The 20,558-nt window shown below is 39.4% G+C and carries 17 protein-coding genes and 1 rRNA gene; 9 read left to right on the forward strand and 9 right to left on the reverse strand.

Going from position 1 to position 20,558, the window contains the following annotated elements:
* Positions 1-86: 86 nt before the first annotated feature.
* The gene (locus tag IV512_RS18445) at positions 87-962 is read right to left on the reverse strand and encodes a transketolase (RefSeq protein ID WP_256439328.1); all 876 of its coding nucleotides are present in this window, start codon (positions 960-962) and stop codon (positions 87-89) included.
* Positions 963-1,156: 194 nt separating this feature from the next.
* Here IV512_RS18445 and tgt point away from each other — a divergent pair, with 194 nt between their 5' ends.
* From tgt to IV512_RS18480, 7 genes are all read left to right on the forward strand, one after another.
* The gene (gene tgt / locus IV512_RS18450; RefSeq protein WP_209406055.1) at positions 1,157-2,287 is read left to right on the forward strand and encodes a tRNA guanosine(34) transglycosylase Tgt; all 1,131 of its coding nucleotides are present in this window, start codon (positions 1,157-1,159) and stop codon (positions 2,285-2,287) included.
* Positions 2,287-3,369: an LptF/LptG family permease gene (locus IV512_RS18455; RefSeq protein ID WP_209406057.1), complete on the forward strand. Its 1,083-nt coding sequence runs from the start codon at positions 2,287-2,289 to the stop codon at positions 3,367-3,369. Before tgt ends, IV512_RS18455 begins: the two co-directional genes overlap by 1 nt.
* An 18-nt stretch (positions 3,370-3,387) precedes the next feature.
* Complete coding sequence (locus IV512_RS18460; protein ID WP_209406079.1) at positions 3,388-4,284, forward strand: EamA family transporter; 897 nt, start codon at positions 3,388-3,390, stop codon at positions 4,282-4,284.
* Positions 4,285-4,331: 47 nt separating this feature from the next.
* The gene (locus tag IV512_RS18465) at positions 4,332-5,285 is read left to right on the forward strand and encodes an acetyl-CoA carboxylase carboxyltransferase subunit alpha (RefSeq protein ID WP_100869114.1); all 954 of its coding nucleotides are present in this window, start codon (positions 4,332-4,334) and stop codon (positions 5,283-5,285) included.
* 156 nt (positions 5,286-5,441) lie between these two features.
* Positions 5,442-6,989, forward strand: a complete 1,548-nt coding sequence (gene dnaB, locus IV512_RS18470) for a replicative DNA helicase (protein ID WP_209406059.1) — start codon at positions 5,442-5,444, stop codon at positions 6,987-6,989.
* Between the two features lie 91 nt (positions 6,990-7,080).
* Positions 7,081-8,346, forward strand: a complete 1,266-nt coding sequence (locus tag IV512_RS18475) for an asparagine synthetase B (protein ID WP_209406061.1) — start codon at positions 7,081-7,083, stop codon at positions 8,344-8,346.
* 45 nt (positions 8,347-8,391) lie between these two features.
* The gene (locus IV512_RS18480) at positions 8,392-9,999 is read left to right on the forward strand and encodes a beta-N-acetylhexosaminidase (RefSeq protein ID WP_209406063.1); all 1,608 of its coding nucleotides are present in this window, start codon (positions 8,392-8,394) and stop codon (positions 9,997-9,999) included.
* A 41-nt stretch (positions 10,000-10,040) separates the two neighbouring features.
* Here the strand turns inward: IV512_RS18480 and IV512_RS18485 are convergent, their stop codons facing one another.
* The 4 genes from IV512_RS18485 to IV512_RS18500 form a co-directional block, all read right to left on the reverse strand.
* Positions 10,041-12,236, reverse strand: coding sequence for a PepSY domain-containing protein (locus tag IV512_RS18485; protein ID WP_209406065.1), 2,196 nt, complete (start codon positions 12,234-12,236; stop codon positions 10,041-10,043).
* A 5-nt stretch (positions 12,237-12,241) separates the two neighbouring features.
* Positions 12,242-12,739 carry a DUF2271 domain-containing protein gene (locus tag IV512_RS18490; RefSeq protein ID WP_245224947.1) on the reverse strand — a complete coding sequence of 166 codons (498 nt, stop codon included), beginning with the start codon at positions 12,737-12,739 and terminating at the stop codon, positions 12,242-12,244.
* Between the two features lie 6 nt (positions 12,740-12,745).
* Positions 12,746-14,251, reverse strand: a complete 1,506-nt coding sequence (locus tag IV512_RS18495) for an ankyrin repeat domain-containing protein (RefSeq protein ID WP_209406066.1) — start codon at positions 14,249-14,251, stop codon at positions 12,746-12,748.
* A 322-nt stretch (positions 14,252-14,573) separates the two neighbouring features.
* Positions 14,574-15,368: an HAD family hydrolase gene (locus IV512_RS18500; RefSeq protein ID WP_209406068.1), complete on the reverse strand. Its 795-nt coding sequence runs from the start codon at positions 15,366-15,368 to the stop codon at positions 14,574-14,576.
* A gap of 99 nt (positions 15,369-15,467) precedes the next feature.
* Here IV512_RS18500 and IV512_RS18505 point away from each other — a divergent pair, with 99 nt between their 5' ends.
* Complete coding sequence (locus tag IV512_RS18505) at positions 15,468-15,890, forward strand: secondary thiamine-phosphate synthase enzyme YjbQ (RefSeq protein ID WP_209406070.1); 423 nt, start codon at positions 15,468-15,470, stop codon at positions 15,888-15,890.
* 54 nt (positions 15,891-15,944) lie between these two features.
* Here IV512_RS18505 and rplT read toward each other — a convergent pair whose 3' ends face one another.
* From rplT to thrS, 4 genes are all read right to left on the reverse strand, one after another.
* Complete coding sequence (gene rplT, locus IV512_RS18510; RefSeq protein ID WP_100869105.1) at positions 15,945-16,289, reverse strand: 50S ribosomal protein L20; 345 nt, start codon at positions 16,287-16,289, stop codon at positions 15,945-15,947.
* 86 nt (positions 16,290-16,375) lie between these two features.
* Positions 16,376-16,573: a 50S ribosomal protein L35 gene (gene rpmI, locus IV512_RS18515; RefSeq protein ID WP_100869104.1), complete on the reverse strand. Its 198-nt coding sequence runs from the start codon at positions 16,571-16,573 to the stop codon at positions 16,376-16,378.
* 101 nt (positions 16,574-16,674) lie between these two features.
* Entirely contained in the window at positions 16,675-17,229 is a 555-nt protein-coding gene (gene infC / locus IV512_RS18520; RefSeq protein ID WP_100869103.1) for a translation initiation factor IF-3, read from the reverse strand.
* Positions 17,230-17,257: 28 nt separating this feature from the next.
* Positions 17,258-19,201, reverse strand: coding sequence for a threonine--tRNA ligase (thrS, locus tag IV512_RS18525; protein ID WP_209406084.1), 1,944 nt, complete (start codon positions 19,199-19,201; stop codon positions 17,258-17,260).
* Between the two features lie 987 nt (positions 19,202-20,188).
* On the opposite strand from thrS, the gene IV512_RS18530 reads away from it, so the two are divergent.
* A 16S ribosomal RNA gene (locus IV512_RS18530) occupies positions 20,189-20,558 on the forward strand; the annotation flags it as partial.

The following is a 20,558-nucleotide window of genomic DNA, read 5'->3' on the forward strand; positions in this document are numbered from 1 at the left end:
TTGCCGAAACTCCCTCTTATCGGGAATTGATTTTTTTAATTAACTCTGAATTTCAATTTGATTTATCCTAAAGCTCTAATGGACTATTAATAGTCACCTAAAGTTTCCGGATTTTGAGATAGGGCAGTTTCTAACTGCTCATCGTTAGGTGCTTTACCGTGCCATGCATGTGTATACATCATAAAGTCAACACCGTTGCCCATAACCGTATCGAGCATTATACATACCGGCTTACCTTTTCCGGTTCTGCTTTTTGCTTCCTCGAGACCTGCAATAATAGCCTTTAGGTCGTTACCTTCGCTTATTTCAATAACATCCCAACCGAAGGCTTCAAATTTTTTGGTCAAATCACCAAGCGGAAGAACTTCATTGGTAGGGCCATCGATTTGTTGACCGTTTCTATCTACGGTAGCAATAAGATTATCCACTTTATTACCTGCAGCATACATAATGGCTTCCCAATTTTGGCCTTCTTGAAGCTCGCCGTCACCATGTAAAGTATACACCAAATGATTGTCACCGTTCAATTTTTTGGCCAATGCGGCACCAATACCGACCGACATACCTTGACCTAATGATCCAGAAGCCACTCGAACGCCTGGCAGACCTTCATGTGTTGTAGGGTGACCCTGTAGTCGTGAATCGATTAAACGAAAAGTACCCAGTTCCTCAATAGGAAAATAGCCTTTTCTAGCAAGAACGCTATAAAAAACGGGTGATATATGACCGTTGGATAAAAAGAAAAGATCTTCGCCTTCTCCATCCATATTAAAATCTTCTTTAACCTCCATCACTTCGTTGTAGAGAGTGACAAGAAATTCGGTACAGCCCAAAGAACCTCCGGGATGCCCTGAATTTACATTATGTACCATGCGTAAGATATCTCTTCTGGTTTGTACCACGATATCCTGTAATTGTTCAAGTTTAGCCATTTTTAGACGTTCATTTTTAGTAGATTTCAAATGTAATCGCAATCTTTTGGCTTTACAAGTTGCACCTAAATTATTTTTGATTCTTTTTGTGAAAATTTAAGGTGTAAATGCCTATGGCTATGCGACGTAATAGAGTGGCGAGTAATATGTGGCGGCGAACTTTATTTTTTCGTTAAGGCTTTTGTGCATATCAGATGATTATCTTTGCGGGCATAATTTTTAGTTTGAAATTCACACTACATCACACAGACCCCAAAAGTAAGGCACGTGCAGGTACCATGGTTACCGATCACGGCAAAATAGAAACTCCGATTTTCATGCCCGTGGGTACCGTTGCTTCGGTAAAAAGCGTACATCAGCGCGAGCTGAAAGAAGATATCAATCCTGATATTATTCTTGGCAATACCTATCACTTGTTTCTAAGGCCCAAAATCGATATTTTAAAAAAGGCCGGTGGCTTGCATAAATTTATGGGTTGGGATAGAAATATACTTACCGATAGCGGAGGCTACCAAGTTTACTCTCTATCCGGAAATCGAAAAATAAAGGAAGAAGGGGTCAAGTTCAAATCTCATATCGATGGTTCTGTACATTTGTTCACTCCAGAACGGGTAATGGAAATACAGCGTGTTATCGGCGCCGATATTATTATGGCATTTGATGAATGTACACCATACCCCTGTGATTACAAATACGCTGAGCGCTCAATGCACATGACCCACCGTTGGTTAGAACGTTGCATTTCACATTTAGAAAAGACTCCTTTCGAGTATGACTATGCCCAAACTTTTTTTCCTATAGTTCAGGGTTCTACCTATACCGATTTGCGCAAGCGTTCCGCAGAATATATTGCTGGTGTAGGTGCAGAGGGTAATGCAATTGGCGGTTTGTCGGTAGGTGAGCCTGCAGAAGAAATGTATGCGATGACCGAAGTGGTGTGTGAGATTTTACCTGAAGATAAACCTAGATATTTGATGGGGGTGGGTACACCTATAAATATTTTAGAGAATATAGCCTTAGGCATCGATATGTTCGATTGTGTGATGCCTACTCGAAATGCCAGAAACGGAATGTTGTTTACGGCCAACGGAACTATAAACATTAAGAATAAAAAGTGGGAAGACGATTTTTCACCCATCGATGAAATGGGCATTACCTTTGTTGATGTCGAATATTCTAAAGCTTACCTTAGGCATTTGTTTGCTGCGAACGAATATTTGGGCAAACAGATTGCGACCATACATAATCTCGGTTTTTACATGTGGTTGGTACGTGAGGCTAGAAAGCATATTTTAGCGGGAGATTTCGTTGAATGGAAAGACCGTATGGTAAAACAAATGGATAAAAGGTTGTAGTGTTAGCGATACTCGATAAATACATACTTAAAAGGTATCTCATCACTTTTGCGGTGATGATTCTTTTGTTCATTCCTATAGGTATCATGGCGCATATGGCCGAACAGATCGGTAAGATACAGGCCAGTGATGCCACTACGGCAGAGGTGCTGATCTACTTTGGCAATTTTACCATTTACATCGGCAGTCTATTATTTCCTATTTTCTTGTTTTTATCGATAATATTTTTCACTTCGAAATTGGCCAGTAATACTGAAATTGTGGCGATTTTGAGTTCTGGGGTGTCTTATAATCGTTTTTTGAGACCTTATCTTATCGGGGCCTCAATAATTGCCGTCGTAATGTTCGTTATGGGCATGTTCATAGTGCCACCTGCCAGTAAAGGTTTTAACGAATTTAAATTCAAATATTTAAAGAAGGGGAAGCAAGACCGGGTAACGAATAACATTTTTACCCAGCTGAACGAAACCGACTTCATCTATGTAAGCAGTTTTGATCCTGCAAGACAAATAGGCTATAACTTTACATTTGAACGGTTTGATGAAGAAAACCAATTGGAATTCAAGATATCTGCCGCTAACATAAGATGGGTAGAAAAAGATAGTCTTTATCGGCTCACCACTTATAAAAAAAGAAAGCTTTTAAGAGACACTGCCTTAGTTGAAACGAAACGCCGACTAGACACCTTGTTTACTTTTGAAATAGGAGACCTTACTCCGGTTTCTTATGTTGCGGAAACCAAGAACATTTTTGAACTCAACAATTTTATTAAAGACCAGAAAGCGAAAGGGGCATCTAACATTAATGCCTATGTGTTAGTGAAATACAAGCGTTGGGCCTTACCGATAACCGCGTTCATACTTACTCTGATTGCTGTAGCCGTGTCATCTGTCAAGCGAAGAGGGGGTATGGGGGTAAACTTGGCGTTTGGTATTTTAGTAGCCTTTGTTTTTGTGTTTTTCGATAAGGTATTCGGTACTTTGGCCGAACAGGCGGGGTTCTCCCCCTTATTGGCTGTTCTGGTGCCCAATCTTTTCTTTGGGTTGCTTGCCGTGATTCTCTTGCAAAAAGCCAAACGATAGGTTTAGACTCTATTTAATATTATGGAGCCGAAACTAAAAAATTACCTGCACTTACATTTTATAGTTTTTATATGGGGCTTTACGGCGGTGTTGGGAAAATTAATAACCATCGATGCGTTACCTCTGGTATGGTACCGCATGCTGCTGGCTACCTTATGTGTTCTTGGTTTTATTTTTTATCGACGCTACAACCTCAAGGTATCTCGCAAAATGTTGTTTTCCTTAATTTTTACGGGGGTAATCATAGCACTTCATTGGGTAACTTTCTTTGGCGCTATTAAAGCTTCGAATGTTTCCGTGGCATTGGCGACCATGTCTACAGGGGCATTTTTTACCGCTCTGATTGAACCTTTTTGGTATAAAAGAAAAATGTTGGCCTATGAGATTGTCTTCGGACTAGTTGTTATTTTCGGCCTTTATATCATATTTAAGGTAGATGCCCAATATGTGAAAGGTATTATACTGGCTTTGATTTCCGCGTTGTTGTCCGCTATTTTCTCGCTAATGAACGGAAAGTTGATCCAGAAAGAAAGACCATCGGTTATATCTTTTTATGAGTTGTTGAGTGGAGCTGTATTTCTGACTTTATATCTGGTGTTTAAAGGAGATATTAATCAAGAACTTCTAAAAATTTCTTCGACCGATTTGCTCTATATCTTTATTTTAGCCTCGGTTTGCACGGCTTATGCTTTTATTGCATCTGTGAAGCTTTTAAAGTATATCAGCCCATACACTGTTATGCTGACGGTGAATCTAGAACCTGTTTATGGTATAATTTTGGCCTTTTTTATTTTTGGGAATAGTGAGAAAATGGGACCTTTGTTTTATCTGGGCGGAGCCATCATTATTTCGACCGTTATTGCCAACGGAATAGTGAAAAACAGGAGAAGGATCAAAAAAGCAACCATCGAATAAGCTTAATGTTTTATATTTGCCCATCAAATTAAACCTGTACTACTTATATGGAATATCTCGATTTTGAACTCCCGATCAAAGAACTTGAAGAACAACTCGACAAGTGTATGGTAATTGGCGAGGAGAGCGATGTCGATGTCAGTGAGACCTGTAAGCAGATTGAAAAGAAACTGGCCGAAACCCGTAAGGATATTTATAAGAACCTTTCGGCTTGGCAAAGAGTTCAGCTTTCTCGACATCCTAATAGACCCTATACTTTAGATTATATCAATGCGATTTGCGGTGATACTTTTCTAGAACTTCATGGGGATCGTAATGTAAAAGATGACAAGGCCATGATCGGTGGTCTTGGTAAAATTGGTGACCAGAGCTACATGTTCATAGGTCAACAGAAAGGTTACAATACGAAGACCAGACAATATAGAAATTTCGGTATGGCCAACCCTGAAGGGTATAGAAAGGCCTTAAGACTAATGAAGTCTGCTGAAAAATTCGACATACCAGTGGTTTGCTTTATCGACACTCCTGGTGCGTACCCCGGTATAGAGGCCGAGGAGCGAGGTCAAGGCGAAGCTATTGCCCGTAATATATTGGAAATGACTCGACTTAAAGTACCTATTGTCGTTGTAATTATTGGTGAAGGTGCTTCCGGCGGAGCTTTGGGTATAGGTGTTGGCGATAAAGTGCTGATGTTAGAAAATACATGGTACTCCGTAATATCTCCTGAGTCCTGTTCTTCTATTCTTTGGAGAAGTTGGGAGTATAAAGAACAAGCTGCCGAAGCTTTGAAACTTACAGCTACCGATATGAAAAAACTCAAATTGATCGATGAGATTGTACGTGAACCGGCAGGTGGCGCACATGCCAATCGAGAGAAGACTTTTACTACCGTAAAAAATAAAATATCGGCCCATTTTAAAGAACTTGAAAAGTTATCCCCAAAAGAATTGGTTGCCAATCGTATGGATAAGTATGCCCAAATGGGCGTTTATAATGGATAACCGACCATTTTAACAAGCTCAGAAAAATCTGGAGATTACTTTCTCCGGATTTTTTTTGTTATCAACACAAAATTGTAACTTATCAACATGCAAATGTTGAACACTTGTGAATTATAGTTTCAAAAGTGAGACAGTTAATTGTATACTTTCGTAGTCATGGAAAAATTTAACCCTGTAGTCGGTCGTAAGATAGATAAGTCAACCCTTATCAACCTTGAGCGTGGAAAAATACCGCCACAATCCGTTGATTTAGAAGAGGTTGTGCTTGGCGCTATGATGATTGATAAAAAGGGTGTCGATGAGGTTATCGATATTCTGCATCCTGATGTTTTCTATAAAGATGCACATCGATTTATCTATGAGGCTATTTTTAAATTGTTCGAAAGCTCTGAACCGGTAGATTTATTAACCGTTTCGTCGCAATTGAAGAAAGATGGTAAGTTAGAGTCGATAGGGGGTGATTTTTACTTGATAAAATTGACTCAAAAGGTGGCATCTTCCGCCCATATCGAGTTCCACGCACGTATAATTCTTCAAAAATATATTCAGCGAAGTCTGATAAAAATCTCCAACGAGATTATTGAAGAGGCTTACGATGAATCTACCGATGTTTTTGACCTTTTAGATAGTGCGGAATCAAAACTTTACGACGTTACCCAGGGTAACCTGAAGCGCTCTGCAGAAACTGCTATGGATTTGGTGATTCAAGCAAAGAAGAAAATTGAAGAGATTTCAAATAAAGAAGGTACCAGTGGTATCGCTACCGGATTTGATAAGCTTGATAAGCTTACCTCAGGGTGGCAGCCCAGTGATTTGATAATCGTTGCCGCTCGACCTGGTATGGGTAAAACGGCTCTTACACTTTCCATGGCCAGAAATATTGCCGTTGATGGTGGTCAAGGGGTTGCATTTTTCTCTTGTGAGATGTCATCGGTACAGTTGATTACACGTCTTATATCATCTGAAACAGGACTTTCCTCAGAAAAATTGAGAACAGGAAAGCTTGAAAAACACGAGTGGGAACAGTTGAACGTAAAAGTAAAGGCACTTGAAAAGGCTCCTTTATTTATAGATGATACTCCGTCGTTGTCAATTTTCGATTTGAGGGCGAAAGCTCGGCGTCTGGCTTCACAGCACGATATCAAAATAATTATAATTGATTATTTGCAGTTAATGACCGCCGGTGGTAATGCCAAGGGTGGTAATCGTGAACAAGAGATTTCTACCATTTCTCGTAACCTTAAAGCTTTGGCCAAAGAGTTGAACATTCCGGTAATCGCCTTATCTCAGCTTTCTCGTGCAGTAGAAACGCGTGGCGGTAGTAAACGGCCATTACTTTCTGATTTACGTGAATCAGGTGCAATTGAACAAGATGCAGATATTGTTTCGTTCATTTTCCGTCCAGAGTACTATAAAATTGATGAGTGGGATGATGAAGAACGTAGCCCTACGCAAGGCCAAGCTGAATTTATCGTAGCGAAACACCGTAATGGTGGTCTTGAAAATATTCGGTTGAAATTTATCGGTCAACTAGGTAAGTTCGATAATCTTGACGATTTTGATTCCCCTTTTGAATTTCAATCGAAAATGAACGATAATGAGGATAACCCCTTTGTTACCAAAAATTTACCCAGCGCAGATCAGGCCTTCGGTAGTTCTATGAACGACAATATGCCACCAAGCGATGACGATGTTCCTTTTTGATTTATAATTTCTTTAGTAAAATGTTTAACGCTCCTGCCCCTAGGGTACTTATCGATTTCTAGTATCTTTGAGAGTAACCAAGAGCGTTTTAATGTTTAAAAAATTTCTTCCGGTACTTTTTGTTTTTTTCTCTGTACTCCATCTATCCGCTTCTGCTATACTTATTCCTATGGATGCCGAGGGACAAGAGAACCATTTGAAAGCCTACGGCATCACCTATTGGGTGTTGACCAAACAGCAAAAGGTACAATGGTTGTTGAATTATAGGGGCGGCTCTTTTTTGTTGCCCGATGGGGATGTTATTCGAAAAGAGTGTCAAATTAGAGGGGTGTCTTTTGAGATTCTTTCCGATGATCAAGCACAGACAATTCTTGATAATATCAGTAGCCCATCTCAAAACCAAGAAGCCGTAATTTTAGAGAAGGCCCCCAAGATTGCCGTTTATTCTCCAAAAGGGAATCAACCTTGGGATGATGCCGTAACCATGGTTCTTACCTTTGCCGAAATACCCTATGTAACCGTTTATGACGAAGAAGTTCTAGACGATAAGTTGGCCATTTATGACTGGTTGCATTTACATCATGAAGATTTTACGGGGCAGTATGGTAAATTTTATGGGGCTTATCGTACCGCTCCCTGGTATATAGAACAAAAGAAAGAAGCGGAAGCGCTGGCTGCAAAATTGGGGTTTTCAAAAGTTTCGGATGAAAAGAGTGCCGTGGCACAAAAAATTAGAAATTATGTGATTGGCGGAGGCTTTATGTTTGCCATGTGCTCTGCTACTGACAGTTTTGATATTGCTTTGTCGGCCGAGGGTGTAGATATTTGTGAACCAATGTTCGATGGAGACCCCTCGGATGCCAACTACCAAAGCCAGCTCGATTTTGATAAAACTTTTGCTTTTAACAACTTTATATTGGAGCGCAGCCCATTAAAATATGAGTTTTCATCTATCGATATGACCAGTAAGCGGGGCAATGTTCCGAAAGAGACCGATTATTTCTCCTTAATGGATTTTTCTGCCAAGTGGGATCCCGTTCCTACTATGCTCTGTCAAAACCACACCGCTTTGGTCAAGGGTTTCATGGGGCAGACTACTGCTTTTAAAAGAGATGAAGTGAAACCTACCGTCTTGGTTCTAGGGGAAAACAAGATAAATGGTGAAGCACGATACATTCATGGAATAAAGGGCAAAGGATTTTTTACATTTTATGGAGGGCACGATCCAGAAGATTATCAACATAGGGTAGGGGACCCGAAGACCGAACTTGAGCTGCACCCCAATTCGCCCGGATATCGTCTAATATTGAATAATGTTCTGTTTCCCGCAGCAAGAAAAAAGAAGCAGAAAACTTAAATTTTAGCTGCTTTTTAAACTAAATACGCATACCAAATTGATTCAATGAAATACGCTTCAAGACCGTTAATACTATCTGTTTTTTTTACATTATTTGTCTCAACTATTGCGATAACTGCCGAAGCACCCCTAATTCCGAAACCTACGGAAGCGGTAGCCGGTAAGGGCCAGTTTCAATTAGATAAAAATACCTCGGTTACTTATTCACAAAAAGAACTTCAAGAGGTGGCATCCTATTTAAAATCACAAGTATTGACTCAGACCCAAATTCCACTGCATAGCAGCGTTTATGGTTCAAAAAGTTCGAAGATTATTTCATTAGAATTAATTGACGATAAATCATTTTCTAATGAGGCGTACCAACTTTCTATTACTCCTCAGGGCGTAAAAGTTAAAGGAGCTACTGTATCAGGAGTGTTTTACGGCGCAGTAAGTTTGTTGCAATTGGTTTTGGAAAATAAAGTTCAGAACGAACAAGTTCTCATCGATGCTTGGGAAGTTACTGATGAACCTTTTTATGAATGGCGAGGTATTATGCTAGATGTTTCCAGATATTTTATTGAAAAAGATAAAATTAAATCCATTCTCGATTGGATGGCCTTTTATAAATTGAATACGCTGCATTGGCATTTGACCGATGCGACCGGTTGGCGAATGCAAATTTTAAAATATCCTAAACTGGCTTTGGTCGGGGGGGTAGGCGATCATTTCGATTCCGATTTACCGGCCCAATATTATACACAGAGCGAAATTCAGGAAATTGTCGATTATGCCGCTAAACTGCATATAAAGGTTGTGCCTGAAATAGATATGCCTGGTCATGCTACTGCGGCAAACAGGGCGTACCCAGAATACAGCGGTGGAGGTAGTGAAAAATACCCTGAATTTACTTTTGATCCGGGTAAGGAAACTACATACGGTTATCTGACCGATATCTTAAGAGAAGTAAACGCATTGTTTCCATCGGGTCTAATACATTTAGGAGGGGATGAGGTTAGTTTTGGAAATCAAAAATGGAGTTCTAATGAAGATATTTCAGACTTAATTAAGCGAGAAAAGCTAAACGGACTTAAAGATGTCGAGCATTATTTTATGGAGCGTATGGCAGACTCTGTTCTCAACATGAACGCTAAGGTTCTGGCCTGGGACGAGCTTGCCGAGATTGATTTGCCAAAGGATAAGACCATCATTTATTGGTGGAGACACGATAAACCAGAACAATTCAAAAAGGCTTTGGAAAAAGGTTTTTCGACTGTTGTCTGCCCTAGAATACCTTATTACCTAGATTTTGTGCAAGATGAAAATCATCGCTCCGGACGAAAATGGGACGGAGCATTTAGTCCTATAGAGTCAGTTTACGGTTTTAATGTTGATGAAATTGTAGATTCCAAAAAGTATCAAAATCAAATATTAGGCGTGCAGGGCAATTTATGGACGGAGACTATAAATAGCGAGAGCCGCATTGATTATATGCTTTTTCCTAGAATAGCGGCCCTTGCAGAATCTGCATGGACGGAAACTAGAAAAGATTATCCAGGTTTTGAATCGCGATTACGATCGCATTTAAACTTATATGAAAAGCAAGGTATTTATTATTATAACCCAATTAACCCCCAGTTGGTTCCCGAACCTGTGCATCTTCTAACGGAGTAGTCTAATAGAAGATATCTTTTTGTATAAGAGATAGATTGTTGTCAATAACAATCCATCTTAATTTGCTTTCTATTTTGATAGTGGCTTAGGTCTTTGCCAAGCTTTGCACTGCAGAGCAATTGTAGTTTTTGAAGCACTTCTTTTTGCATAGCTATAGATCCACAGATCATAATACAGCCCTTATTTTTGAGTACATCTAAGAATAAAGGTTCATCTCGTTCTATGAGATGCTGTACATATACTTTTTCTAGTTGATTTCGAGAATAGGCAGTTTTAAAACTACTGAGCTTACGCTCTTGTATGGCTTGTTCGATATAGTTCTTATACAGACCTAACGATTCTGTGGTACGAGCACCCCAATATAAATGTATATCCCTCCTTTTGGTGTTGTTTTCGATCATTCCCAAAAAAGGCCCGATACCTGTTCCTGTGGCGATGAAAATTGTTTTCTTTGTTTTTTTAGGAAAGTGAAAATTTTTGTTTTCAACAACCGTTGCAGTAAGATTTTCACCTTGCTCAAGTTGATGAAGATAGTTCGAACAAAGTCCGTCTTGATGTCTTCGTATGCTTACCAATAGCGTATCCGTGTTCAATTGACCAATAGAGTATAATCGCTCTCTTGCCCCTTCGGTAGGTATTACCGACAACAGATCTCCGGAAATAGGTCTAGAACCGTTCAAATTCTTTAAGCTCAACAAAAATGTATCATCTTCTTTAAGTTCTACCTTATCGACCACTTTAAAGGTTGAAGCAGGTTTTGAACGGTTAACCAACTTGGGTTTTTCTAAATAGATGCTTAGGCCGACCAATTTTGACCAAGCATTTGACCAATTATTGAAAGATTCGAAAGACTGGTCATTTACGGTAAAAACGTCCATAAGTGCGGTGCCACCATGGGTATTCTTTAAAATTTCGTGAGTTTCATATGCAAACTGACAGAAATTAGGATAAGCCGTTGAACCGAACCCGACCACTGAAAATTGAAAATCTTTATGCTGAGTATTTTTATGAGCTAGTTGAACAAATTTTTCGGCTGTTGCGGGAGCTTCACCCTGACCATAGGTAGCCGTGATAACTATTAGATGCTTGATGTTTTTAAAATGTCCGTATTGGTCCATAAGGCACAAGTAACTTTTCTGCCCAATTGATTCTAATTGCTTGTGTAGCTCTTGAGCAAATTGTAAAGTGGTTCCCCCTTCGGTACCTACCAAAATCACATACTCACTTTCGCTTTTGGAGTATTTGTTTTTAATCTTGGTTTTAGGCCGTTTGAAATAAATGACAAAACCCGTAACTGTTAGTAAGGGTATGGCCAAACTACCGAAACCGAGAATGATAGACCATATTATGCTTCCTTCACCCGTGTGCAGTACTGTCGCCCAAGAGGTAATCACCTGCATTACGGAGTAATTTTCTTGAGCAAGAATATCTCCGGTTACCTGATTAAGATAAAGTTCTTTGTTTTTTAAGCGGATGATATAGTAGTCTTCTACGAACTCCGAAAAAGGATATTCAAGTTCTCGTAGCTGTGATAAAGGAGTATTTTTGAAAAATTCGAAAGCAGTTATTTCCTGAAAAGGTTCTTCTTGAATCGAATCAAAGTCGACTTGTAAATAAATTTGGGGTTCTTTTATAACATCAAATCGGTGCAATGAAAGATAGACTCCGGTAATGGCTAAAATGAGCAGAGGTATCAAAGTATATCTTGCATATACTACATGATGGTATTGTGAGAAATTTTCTCGTACCACAGGTGCAAAAAAATGTCTAAGCCCCCCTTGTCTCTTCGCAATAAGTACAATACCTGAGATAGCGATAAGAAAGAGTAAAAAGGAAGCCAAACCTATTAAGAACCGCCCAGTAGACTTTAAAAATAGAGATCGATGCAGGTTCGTGGCAAATTGAAAAATGGGTTTCTTTTGTATGAGGTCACCCAATTTTTCTCCAGTAAAGGGGTTTACATAGAACTCTGCATTTTTTCCTTCTTCTATGACAGCAATACTTACAAAGCCGTTACGGTCGCGGGAGATAGCCAGTATTTCTTCGTAGTGCGAATTAAGAGTTTCTAAGGTCTCAGCCAAAGAAAGTTCATCGGCCCCAGAAACACTGTAGGGCTGAATTTTATTTGTAATGGGTTCTAACGCTAGTATGACCCCGGTGACCGATGCAATTAATAGGAAAATCGAGGAGGTTATAGCAAAAAGTAAATGGCTATACCTCCATACCGATACAATCATAAAATCTATCTGTTAGGTACCATTCTTATATAGCGAATATAACCTTGACCATCTACTTTTTCTTTAATGGTGGCTGAATTCAGCTCAATTTCTGCATCAATGGAATAGTACTCTTGGTTTTCGACGGCAGATTCAAATCGAACTTTATACCCGGTATCGATATGAGACGCGTTGAAACCTAAAGAGATGATGTTTCGTTCGCCATTGCCGACAGTCGCGCCGGTAATGGCATCAACGTTTTCTTTGCTACCATCACTAAACTTCCACCAATTCTTGATGTCAGGAAACCACTCTTTGTCGTTACCTTGAACGTATAAAGTTTTTTCGTATTCTCCTTCCGGATTTATTAGTGATACCACTACATAGGCTTTTTCACCTGTATAGTTCATCATCTGTATCATACATTTATAATTTACCTCGGGCTCTTTAATGAATGATGAAAAGCCAATAAACACTGAGGTCAAAAGTAGAACTCCTAATAATTTAAATATATTCTTCTTCATCAAGTACTAGTTTAAAAATTGAAGGTTGACCTTGTTTTTTGAAAGTAATTCATTCTCACTAGCCAAATCATGTGCTGTCTCACCGAAATCTGTGGTAGATTTTGAATTGGCACCGTTAGAGAGTAAATATTTTAAAATGGCTGCATTTTCCGTTTTCATTGCGGCGTAGTGCAAAGGTGTATTTCCATCTTTGTCCTTACCATTGATATCACTACCAAAGCCACTAACTTTTTTTAACAGGTCTAGATTATTCTGAGCAACGGCCAAATGCCATATAGAACTGTTATCTCCCTGTAATTTTTTAAAATCGAATCCCTTACCTTGTAAAGCTGCGACTTTAGTGTCGAAATCACGTGGCTTGCCGCGAGTCGACATTAAATAATATGCTAGGTTATTTCCTTTTTTGTCAACGACATTGACATCGACACCTTTTGAAATAAGATAAGATACTACATCGCCACTATTGTTCTGAACCGCTATGGCCAAGGCTGTCCGCCCATCTTTGTCCGCATGATTGATATTCTCAGATTTTTCGGCAAAATATTTAATTACTTCGAGCTTATTTCTTTGAGCGGCGTTGAGTAATGCCGTATTACCTTCACTATCGACCGCATTCGGGTCCACACCTTTTGCAATGAAATATTCAAAAGCTTTTGGGTCTTCTGACGAACTGGCAATGTTATGTAGTGGAGTAACCCCTTCTTTGGTCTTTACATTGGCATCGATATCCAAACCTTCTAAATACTTATAAAGCTGAATCGAGCCTTCTCGACTTTTGCTGGCGAAGAAAATAGCATTTTCACCAGTTTCTTCGTTCTTATCGGTAGAAACTCCTCGTTCAACTAGTTGCTTGAGCACATCAATATTTCCACCTTGTGCGGCATAATGAAATATACCGTTACCGTGGTCATCGGTACTATTGATATCTAAACCTTTACTTATAAAATAATCGACCAGTTTTAGGTCTTTTCCACGAGAAGCAGCAACCAGTAATGCATTCTTACCATGATGGTCTTTTTCATTTTTTAAATCTGCCCCATTGGCTATAAAGTAATCATAGATGGCAGTATCTTGCTGTCCTGTAGCAGCAGTAAAAGAAATTGGGCCATAGCCATGAGAGTCTACAAGGTCTAATTTAGCTCCTTCTTTAATCAAATATTTTACGACCTCAAGGTTGCCGTTCGACGCTGCCCAAAAAACATAGGTTCTACTATCGTGGGTACGTTTGTTAACATCGTTACCCAATGAAACTAGATATTCGATGGTGCTTACAGGATTTTCACCGAAAATCGCATAGGTAGTAGCATCGAAACCACCACGATTAGCTTCGGTAATCGAGTGACCTTTTGCTATATTAGCTTTTATATCGGCAATACTAGGCTTTGCGGTCCAATAATCTCTGTTTAAAAAAGTATTGGAAGATTTTTCTGCTTGTCTTTGTGAAGTGCCCAAGAATGGAATTAGTGCAAGGCCAATCAGCAATACCAAGGTTTTGAATATGTGCTTTTTCATTTTGAAATATTTAATTAAAGGTCAATGGTCTAATTACGATTAAGGTGTTCTAAAATATTAATCGTTCAGGCCACAAATATAAAACACTTTTTTAATTAAGATTAAATCTAAATAAAAATTCATGATAATTATTCGATAAAAGAAGAAAGAGGGCTTAACAGTGAGCAGACACTATTGAAAAGAGAAGTAGCAATGTTTACGTATTAGAAAGGTTCAAGATAGGGTGAAAAGATAAAAGTTGATTGTGCGAAAAACCGGTGTCTACGAAAAAAACAGGAATTTCTTGACTCCTTAAAAATACAATTTTCTTGGAGGTTCGGGTTTAGGCCAATAATTTTTCTAAAATCTTTTCTACTCCAAAATTGTCGTTGCTTACGGTATGGTAATTGGCCGCATTCTTCACATTCGGGTGCGCATTCTCCATAGCAAAGCTAAATTCTGCAAGCGCCATCATTTCTAGATCATTATTATAATCACCGAATACCATTGTTTCTTCAGGAGAAATATTATTAAGTTCTTGCACCTTTTTCAGCGCATAACCTTTGTGGGCATTTGGGCTCGATATATCTACCCAATTTTCACCAGATACCTTAACCTTTAGTTCCCCCTCGAGATGAGAAACTTCAGGGTAGATGTATTTTTCAGAACTTTCATTATGATAGATGGCAATTTTCAGAATCTCGCCATCATAATCTTTAAGGTTTTCAATAACCTCGTATTCGGTATAGTACTCCCTTAATTTGTTTTCGAACTCTCTCGAGTCGTTTCTTATGTAAGCCTTATTGCTTGCGCAGAGTACGGGGTTAATGTCTTCTACAGAGTCAAGAATGCTTAATATCTTCTGCCTTGCTTCATTCTCTAATGGTGTAGAAACCAAAACTTCTCCATTTTGCATAGCAAAACCTCCATTCTCGGCTATTACAATAATTCGATCTTTGATAGGTTTAAGCTTATCTATTATACTGTGGTATTGTCTTCCACTGGCTGCTACGAATAAGATATTTCTCTCACTCAATTTTTCATAGAGATCAAAGAAAAGTTCGCTTACCTCATGGTTGCTATTCAACAGGGTGCCGTCCATATCGGTTACGACCATTTTAATTTTAGATAAATCCATCAAATTCAATTTTGAAAGTTGCAAAGGTATTTTTTATCCTCTGATAATAATGTAGATTTATAAAGTTTTACGGTTTATTTATGCAAAGCTGAATTTGTAATGAAATTTTATCAAAAACAATATACCCTTAGAGCTCATGAACGGGGTTTTCATTTGATCACCCAAGAGGTACTTAATGCTATGCCCGAAATAAAGGAAATAAACAAGGGAATGCTACAAGTGTTTATTAAGCATACTTCAGCCAGTTTGACGATTAATGAAAATGCCGATCCTACCGTTCGCTCAGATTTTGAAAGCCATATGAATGTAATGGTACCAGAAAATGCGCCTTATTACCTTCATAACTATGAGGGGCCTGATGATATGCCCGCTCATATTAAGAGTTCTCTCATGGGAGCATCTGTACAAATTCCGATTACCAGGGGTAAATTAAATCTTGGGGTCTGGCAGGGAATATACCTTTGTGAACACCGAAATGGTGCTTGGTCAAGAAACTTGGTGATTACCGCATTTGGAGCATAAAAAATCCGACTCAATCGAATCGGATTTTTTAAAAGTGAGATAATATTCTTAAAACTATTTAACCTGTTCTACGATAGCTTTGAACGCCTCCGGGTGGTTCATGGCCAAATCGGCTAAAACTTTTCGGTTCAATTCAATTCCGTTCGCTTTAACTTTTCCCATAAATTGGGAATAAGAAAGACCGTGCATACGGGCACCCGCATTAATACGCGTAATCCATAGGGCACGAAAGGTTCTTTTTTTGTTTCTTCTGTCACGGTAAGCATAAAGCATTGCTTTTTCTACCGCATTTTTGGCTACTGTCCAAACGTTTTTACGTCTTCCGAAATAACCTTTGGCTTGCTTCATCACCTTTTTTCTTCTGGCTCTTGAAGCAACTGCATTTACTGATCTTGGCATAACTTTTAATTTTTTGTAGCAGGCGGTGTTAAATAACACTCTTTTTAAGGCCCGACTCCATGGTTAATAAATTACCTGAAGAACAATTATTTTAAACACAATTGTTCTTTGATACTGTTCTCGTCCGATTTATGAACAAGGGTATCGTGTGTTAATTTAAGCTTACGCTTCTTAGACTTCTTCGTAAGAATGTGGCTTTTAAAAGCGTGCTTTCTTTTAATTTTTCCGGTACCGGTAAGCTTAAAACGCTTCTTGGCACTGGATTTCGTTTTTTGTTTAGGCATTTTTTCCTATTTATTGATTATCTCACTTTTCATGCTAAACGCCGCCCTGGATAAAAGGGCAGCGTTTAGTATACTCTTATATACCGAATTGATTCGGAATCTTATTTTTTAGTCTTCGGAGCGATGAACATTGTCATTCGCTTTCCTTCTAACTTGGGCAATTGCTCTACCTTTCCTAGCTCCTCCAAATCGGTAGCTAGTTTTAAGAGTAGTATCTCACCCTTGTCTTTATAAACTATAGAACGCCCTTTAAAGAAAACGTAAGCCTTTAATTTGGCTCCGTCGCTCAAAAACTTTTCGGCGTGTTTCTTCTTAAACTCGTAATCGTGATCGTCGGTATTCGGCCCAAAACGTATTTCTTTTACGACTACCTTAGAAGCTTTCGCCTTCATGGCCTTCTCTCGTTTTTTCTGTTCGTAGAGAAATTTTTTATACTCCATAATCTTACACACCGGAGGCGCAGCTTTTGGAGAAATTTCTACTAAATCGAGACCCATTTCTGTAGCTATATCAAGTGCTTTTCGAATGGGGTAAATACCTACTTCAACATTGTCGCCAACCAACCTTACCTCAGGTGCGAGTATTTTTTCATTGATATTATGGGGATTCTTATTTTCCCTTCTAGGTTGGGGCCTAAATCTTTTTCTTATTGCTATGACTAATTCTTTTTAGTTAAACTTAATTTTATTTAAACGACTTTAAGGTACTATTTATTTCTGTAGTTACCAAGTCATCAAAGGCTTCGAGGGAAATTGACCCTAAATCTTCTCCACCATGTCTGCGAACAGAAATGGTATTTGAAAGTTCTTCATTCTCCCCAACGATAAGCATAAATGGTATTTTGTTCATTTCTGCTTCTCGTATTTTCTTGCCAACAGTCTCGTTCCTGTCATCAATGAGGGCGCGAATTTCGTTATTTTCTAGTGAATTTAAAACTTTTTCAGCATATTTTTCATGTTTCTCGCTCACAGGCAGAACAATAGCTTGCTCTGGGATCAACCATAGCGGGAAATTACCTCCTGTATGCTCAAGTAATATGGCTATAAAGCGCTCCATACTTCCGAATGGTGCGCGGTGTATCATTACGGGTCTATGCAGTTCGTTATCGCTACCTTTATAGGTGAGGTCAAAACGTTCTGGCAGATTGTAATCTACCTGAATGGTGCCCAATTGCCATTGTCTTCCCAAAGCATCTTTCACCATAAAATCCAACTTAGGTCCATAGAAAGCAGCCTCACCTTGTTCAATAACATATGAAAGTCCTTTTTCTTTGGCGGCATTAATGATGGCGTTTTCGGCTTTCTCCCAATTTTCTATCGAGCCAATGTATTTCTCGGGCGTACTTAAGTCCCTAACTGAAACTTGCGCGGTGTAATTGTCAAAGCCTAAAGAGTTCAATACATATAATGATAGGTCTATAACATCTTTGAACTCTTGGTCTAATTGTTCCGGGGTGCAAAAGATATGGGCATCATCTTGAGTAAACCCTCGAACTCTTGTAAGACCATGTAGTTCGCCGCTCTGTTCGTATCTATAAACAGTACCGAATTCAGCATATCTTTTAGGTAATTCGCGGTAGCTGAACGGTCTGGTATTGTAAATTTCACAATGGTGAGGGCAATTCATGGGTTTTAAAAGAAACTCCTCATCCTCCTTTGGGGTGTGTATGGGCTGAAAACTATCGGCACCATACTTTTCGTAATGTCCAGAGGTCACATAGAGCTCTTTTTGGCCTATATGAGGGGTCGCTACCATTTCATAGCCCGCTTTCTTCTGTGCTTTCTTGAGAAACTGCTCTAGTCGTTCCCTTAGTGCGGCACCTTTGGGTAGCCACAACGGGAGACCTTGCCCTACCTTTTGGGAAAAGGTAAATAATTCTAGTTCTTTCCCTAGTTTTCGATGGTCTCTCTTCTTAGCCTCTTCGATCATGGCCAAATACTCGGTAAGCTCTTTTTGTTTCGGGAAAGAGATACCGTAAACCCGGGTAAGTTGGGTATTGTTCTCGTCACCTCTCCAGTAAGCTCCGGCAACGTTCAGTATTTTGATGGCCTTGACAATTCCTGTGTTGGGTATATGTCCGCCTCTACAAAGGTCGGTAAAGGTGTCGTGGTCACAGAAGGTGATATTGCCATCTTCAAGATTCTCGATCAGCTCGACCTTATATTCGTTGGCTTCATTTTTGTACTGAGAAAGAGCATCTGCTTTTGAAACTGGTCGCATTTTAAAATCATGCTTACCCCGTGCAATTTCCAGCGCTTTTTTTTCTATGTTCTGAAAGTCTTTTTCTGAGATAGACCTTTCACCGAAATCAACATCATAATAAAAACCGTTTTCTATTGCCGGGCCAATTGTCAATTTGATACCAGGGTATAACTCCTCTAGGGCTTGGGCGACTATGTGTGAGGTCGAGTGCCAAAATGCTTTCTTTCCCTCCTTGTCCTTCCAGGTGAAAAGTGTTAAGCTCCCATCTTCGGTTAATGGTGTAACGGTTTCGACAACAGTTTCGTTGAATTTGGCCGATATGACATTGCGGGCCAAGCCTTCACTTATACTTTTTGCAACATTCATTGGTGTGCTGCCGCTTTCGAATTCTTTTAAAGTACCGTCAGGTAGAGTGATTTTGATCATGTTGTTTTTGTAAATGGGAAGCAAAGATAGTATTCCCTTATCAGGCACACAATATGAACGAATCATTTAATGCCGGATCAGTTTGGGAATATTATAGCTTTATATATAGAAAAAAAAGTTTAGATGCTTCTCGGGGTGGGTAAATGTATTCCTTCTATTGCTGCGATTGTGATTTTTAAATTATGACATATCATTATATAATGTAACTAAGGGTTTAATTGGTTAGAGTACGGGCTGTCTCGAGATAGGAATTAGGTTAATAACTCATGCGGTCTGGTGGTGCTGTACGTTTTTTTTAGTACCATTACAGATTGAATTTTGCCCTAGTAAAGTATTTGCTCAATTAAAATTTTAGAATTATATTTAATGCCCTTCAAATGAAACTTCAATTTTTTTCCTTGATTAAGGCGTTGTAAATCAGGGTCTTTGTTCGGGGGTCTAAAAAACCTTTTGCAAAAGGGTTGTACAATCGAAAAAGGGGTGTACATTTGCAGCCCGAAAAACAGGTATTATATTGATTTTTCGGATTTTGAAAGTTCATTGGAATACTGTTTTTTTTGTGCGGCGTCGGCGGAAATATTTTTTTCGATAAAAACGTTGCGGGTTAAAAAAACAGTTGTACATTTGCAGCCCGAAAAACAGCAAGCTGTTTCAGGGAAAAGAAAGCTCATTTGCATACTGGTTTTTAGGAAATGTTTTTTCGAAAAAAAAAATCGAAAAAACGTTGCGAGTTAAAAAAACAGTTGTAAATTTGCACCCGCTTTGAGAGACATACGGCAGTAAGACGCCGGGTCGACAAGGGGCGGAGAGGGCCGGAAGCGGTCCTCGGAATTTAGAGGAAAAGTTCATTGACATACTGTAGAGACGATAGCGAGCCGAAAAGGCGAGCTACCATATAAGTATTTTGGAATAAAAGAATAGAACACAGATAGAGAGACGGGGCCGGGAGGACTTTATCGGCGTTGGCGCGAAATTATATACGAATCAACGATGAAGAGTTTGATCCTGGCTCAGGATGAACGCTAGCGGCAGGCCTAACACATGCAAGTCGAGGGGCAGCGGGAGAAAGCTTGCTTTCTTGCCGGCGACCGGCGCACGGGTGCGCAACGCGTATGGAACCTGCCCTTGTCCGGGGAATAGCCCAGAGAAATTTGGATTAATGCCCCATAGTACCCCTTTGTTGCATAACTAGGGGGTTAAAGATTTATCGGACAGGGATGGCCATGCGTACCATTAGTTAGTTGGCGGGGTAACGGCCCACCAAGGCATCGATGGTTAGGGGCCCTGAGAGGGGGATCCCCCACACTGGTACTGAGACACGGACCAGACTCCTACGGGAGGCAGCAGTGAGGAATAT

It is taken from the genome of Pseudozobellia sp. WGM2 (genome assembly GCF_017810075.1).
Classification (GTDB): Bacteria; Bacteroidota; Bacteroidia; order Flavobacteriales; family Flavobacteriaceae; genus JADNYK01.

Bases quoted from the DNA above. Each gene is read 5' to 3' on its own strand.
- IV512_RS18465 (WP_100869114.1), top strand. From the start codon at position 4,332: ATGGAATATCTCGATTTTGAACTCCCGATCAAAGAACTTGAAGAACAA.
- dnaB (WP_209406059.1), top strand. From the start codon at position 5,442: ATGGAAAAATTTAACCCTGTAGTCGGTCGTAAGATAGATAAGTCAACC.
- IV512_RS18475 (WP_209406061.1), top strand. From the start codon at position 7,081: ATGTTTAAAAAATTTCTTCCGGTACTTTTTGTTTTTTTCTCTGTACTC.
- IV512_RS18480 (WP_209406063.1), top strand. From the start codon at position 8,392: ATGAAATACGCTTCAAGACCGTTAATACTATCTGTTTTTTTTACATTA.
- IV512_RS18485 (WP_209406065.1), bottom strand. From the start codon at position 12,236: ATGATTGTATCGGTATGGAGGTATAGCCATTTACTTTTTGCTATAACC.
- IV512_RS18490 (WP_245224947.1), bottom strand. From the start codon at position 12,739: ATGAAGAAGAATATATTTAAATTATTAGGAGTTCTACTTTTGACCTCA.
- IV512_RS18495 (WP_209406066.1), bottom strand. From the start codon at position 14,251: ATGAAAAAGCACATATTCAAAACCTTGGTATTGCTGATTGGCCTTGCA.
- IV512_RS18500 (WP_209406068.1), bottom strand. From the start codon at position 15,368: ATGGATTTATCTAAAATTAAAATGGTCGTAACCGATATGGACGGCACC.
- IV512_RS18505 (WP_209406070.1), top strand. From the start codon at position 15,468: ATGAAATTTTATCAAAAACAATATACCCTTAGAGCTCATGAACGGGGT.
- rplT (WP_100869105.1), bottom strand. From the start codon at position 16,289: ATGCCAAGATCAGTAAATGCAGTTGCTTCAAGAGCCAGAAGAAAAAAG.
- rpmI (WP_100869104.1), bottom strand. From the start codon at position 16,573: ATGCCTAAACAAAAAACGAAATCCAGTGCCAAGAAGCGTTTTAAGCTT.
- thrS (WP_209406084.1), bottom strand. From the start codon at position 19,201: ATGATCAAAATCACTCTACCTGACGGTACTTTAAAAGAATTCGAAAGC.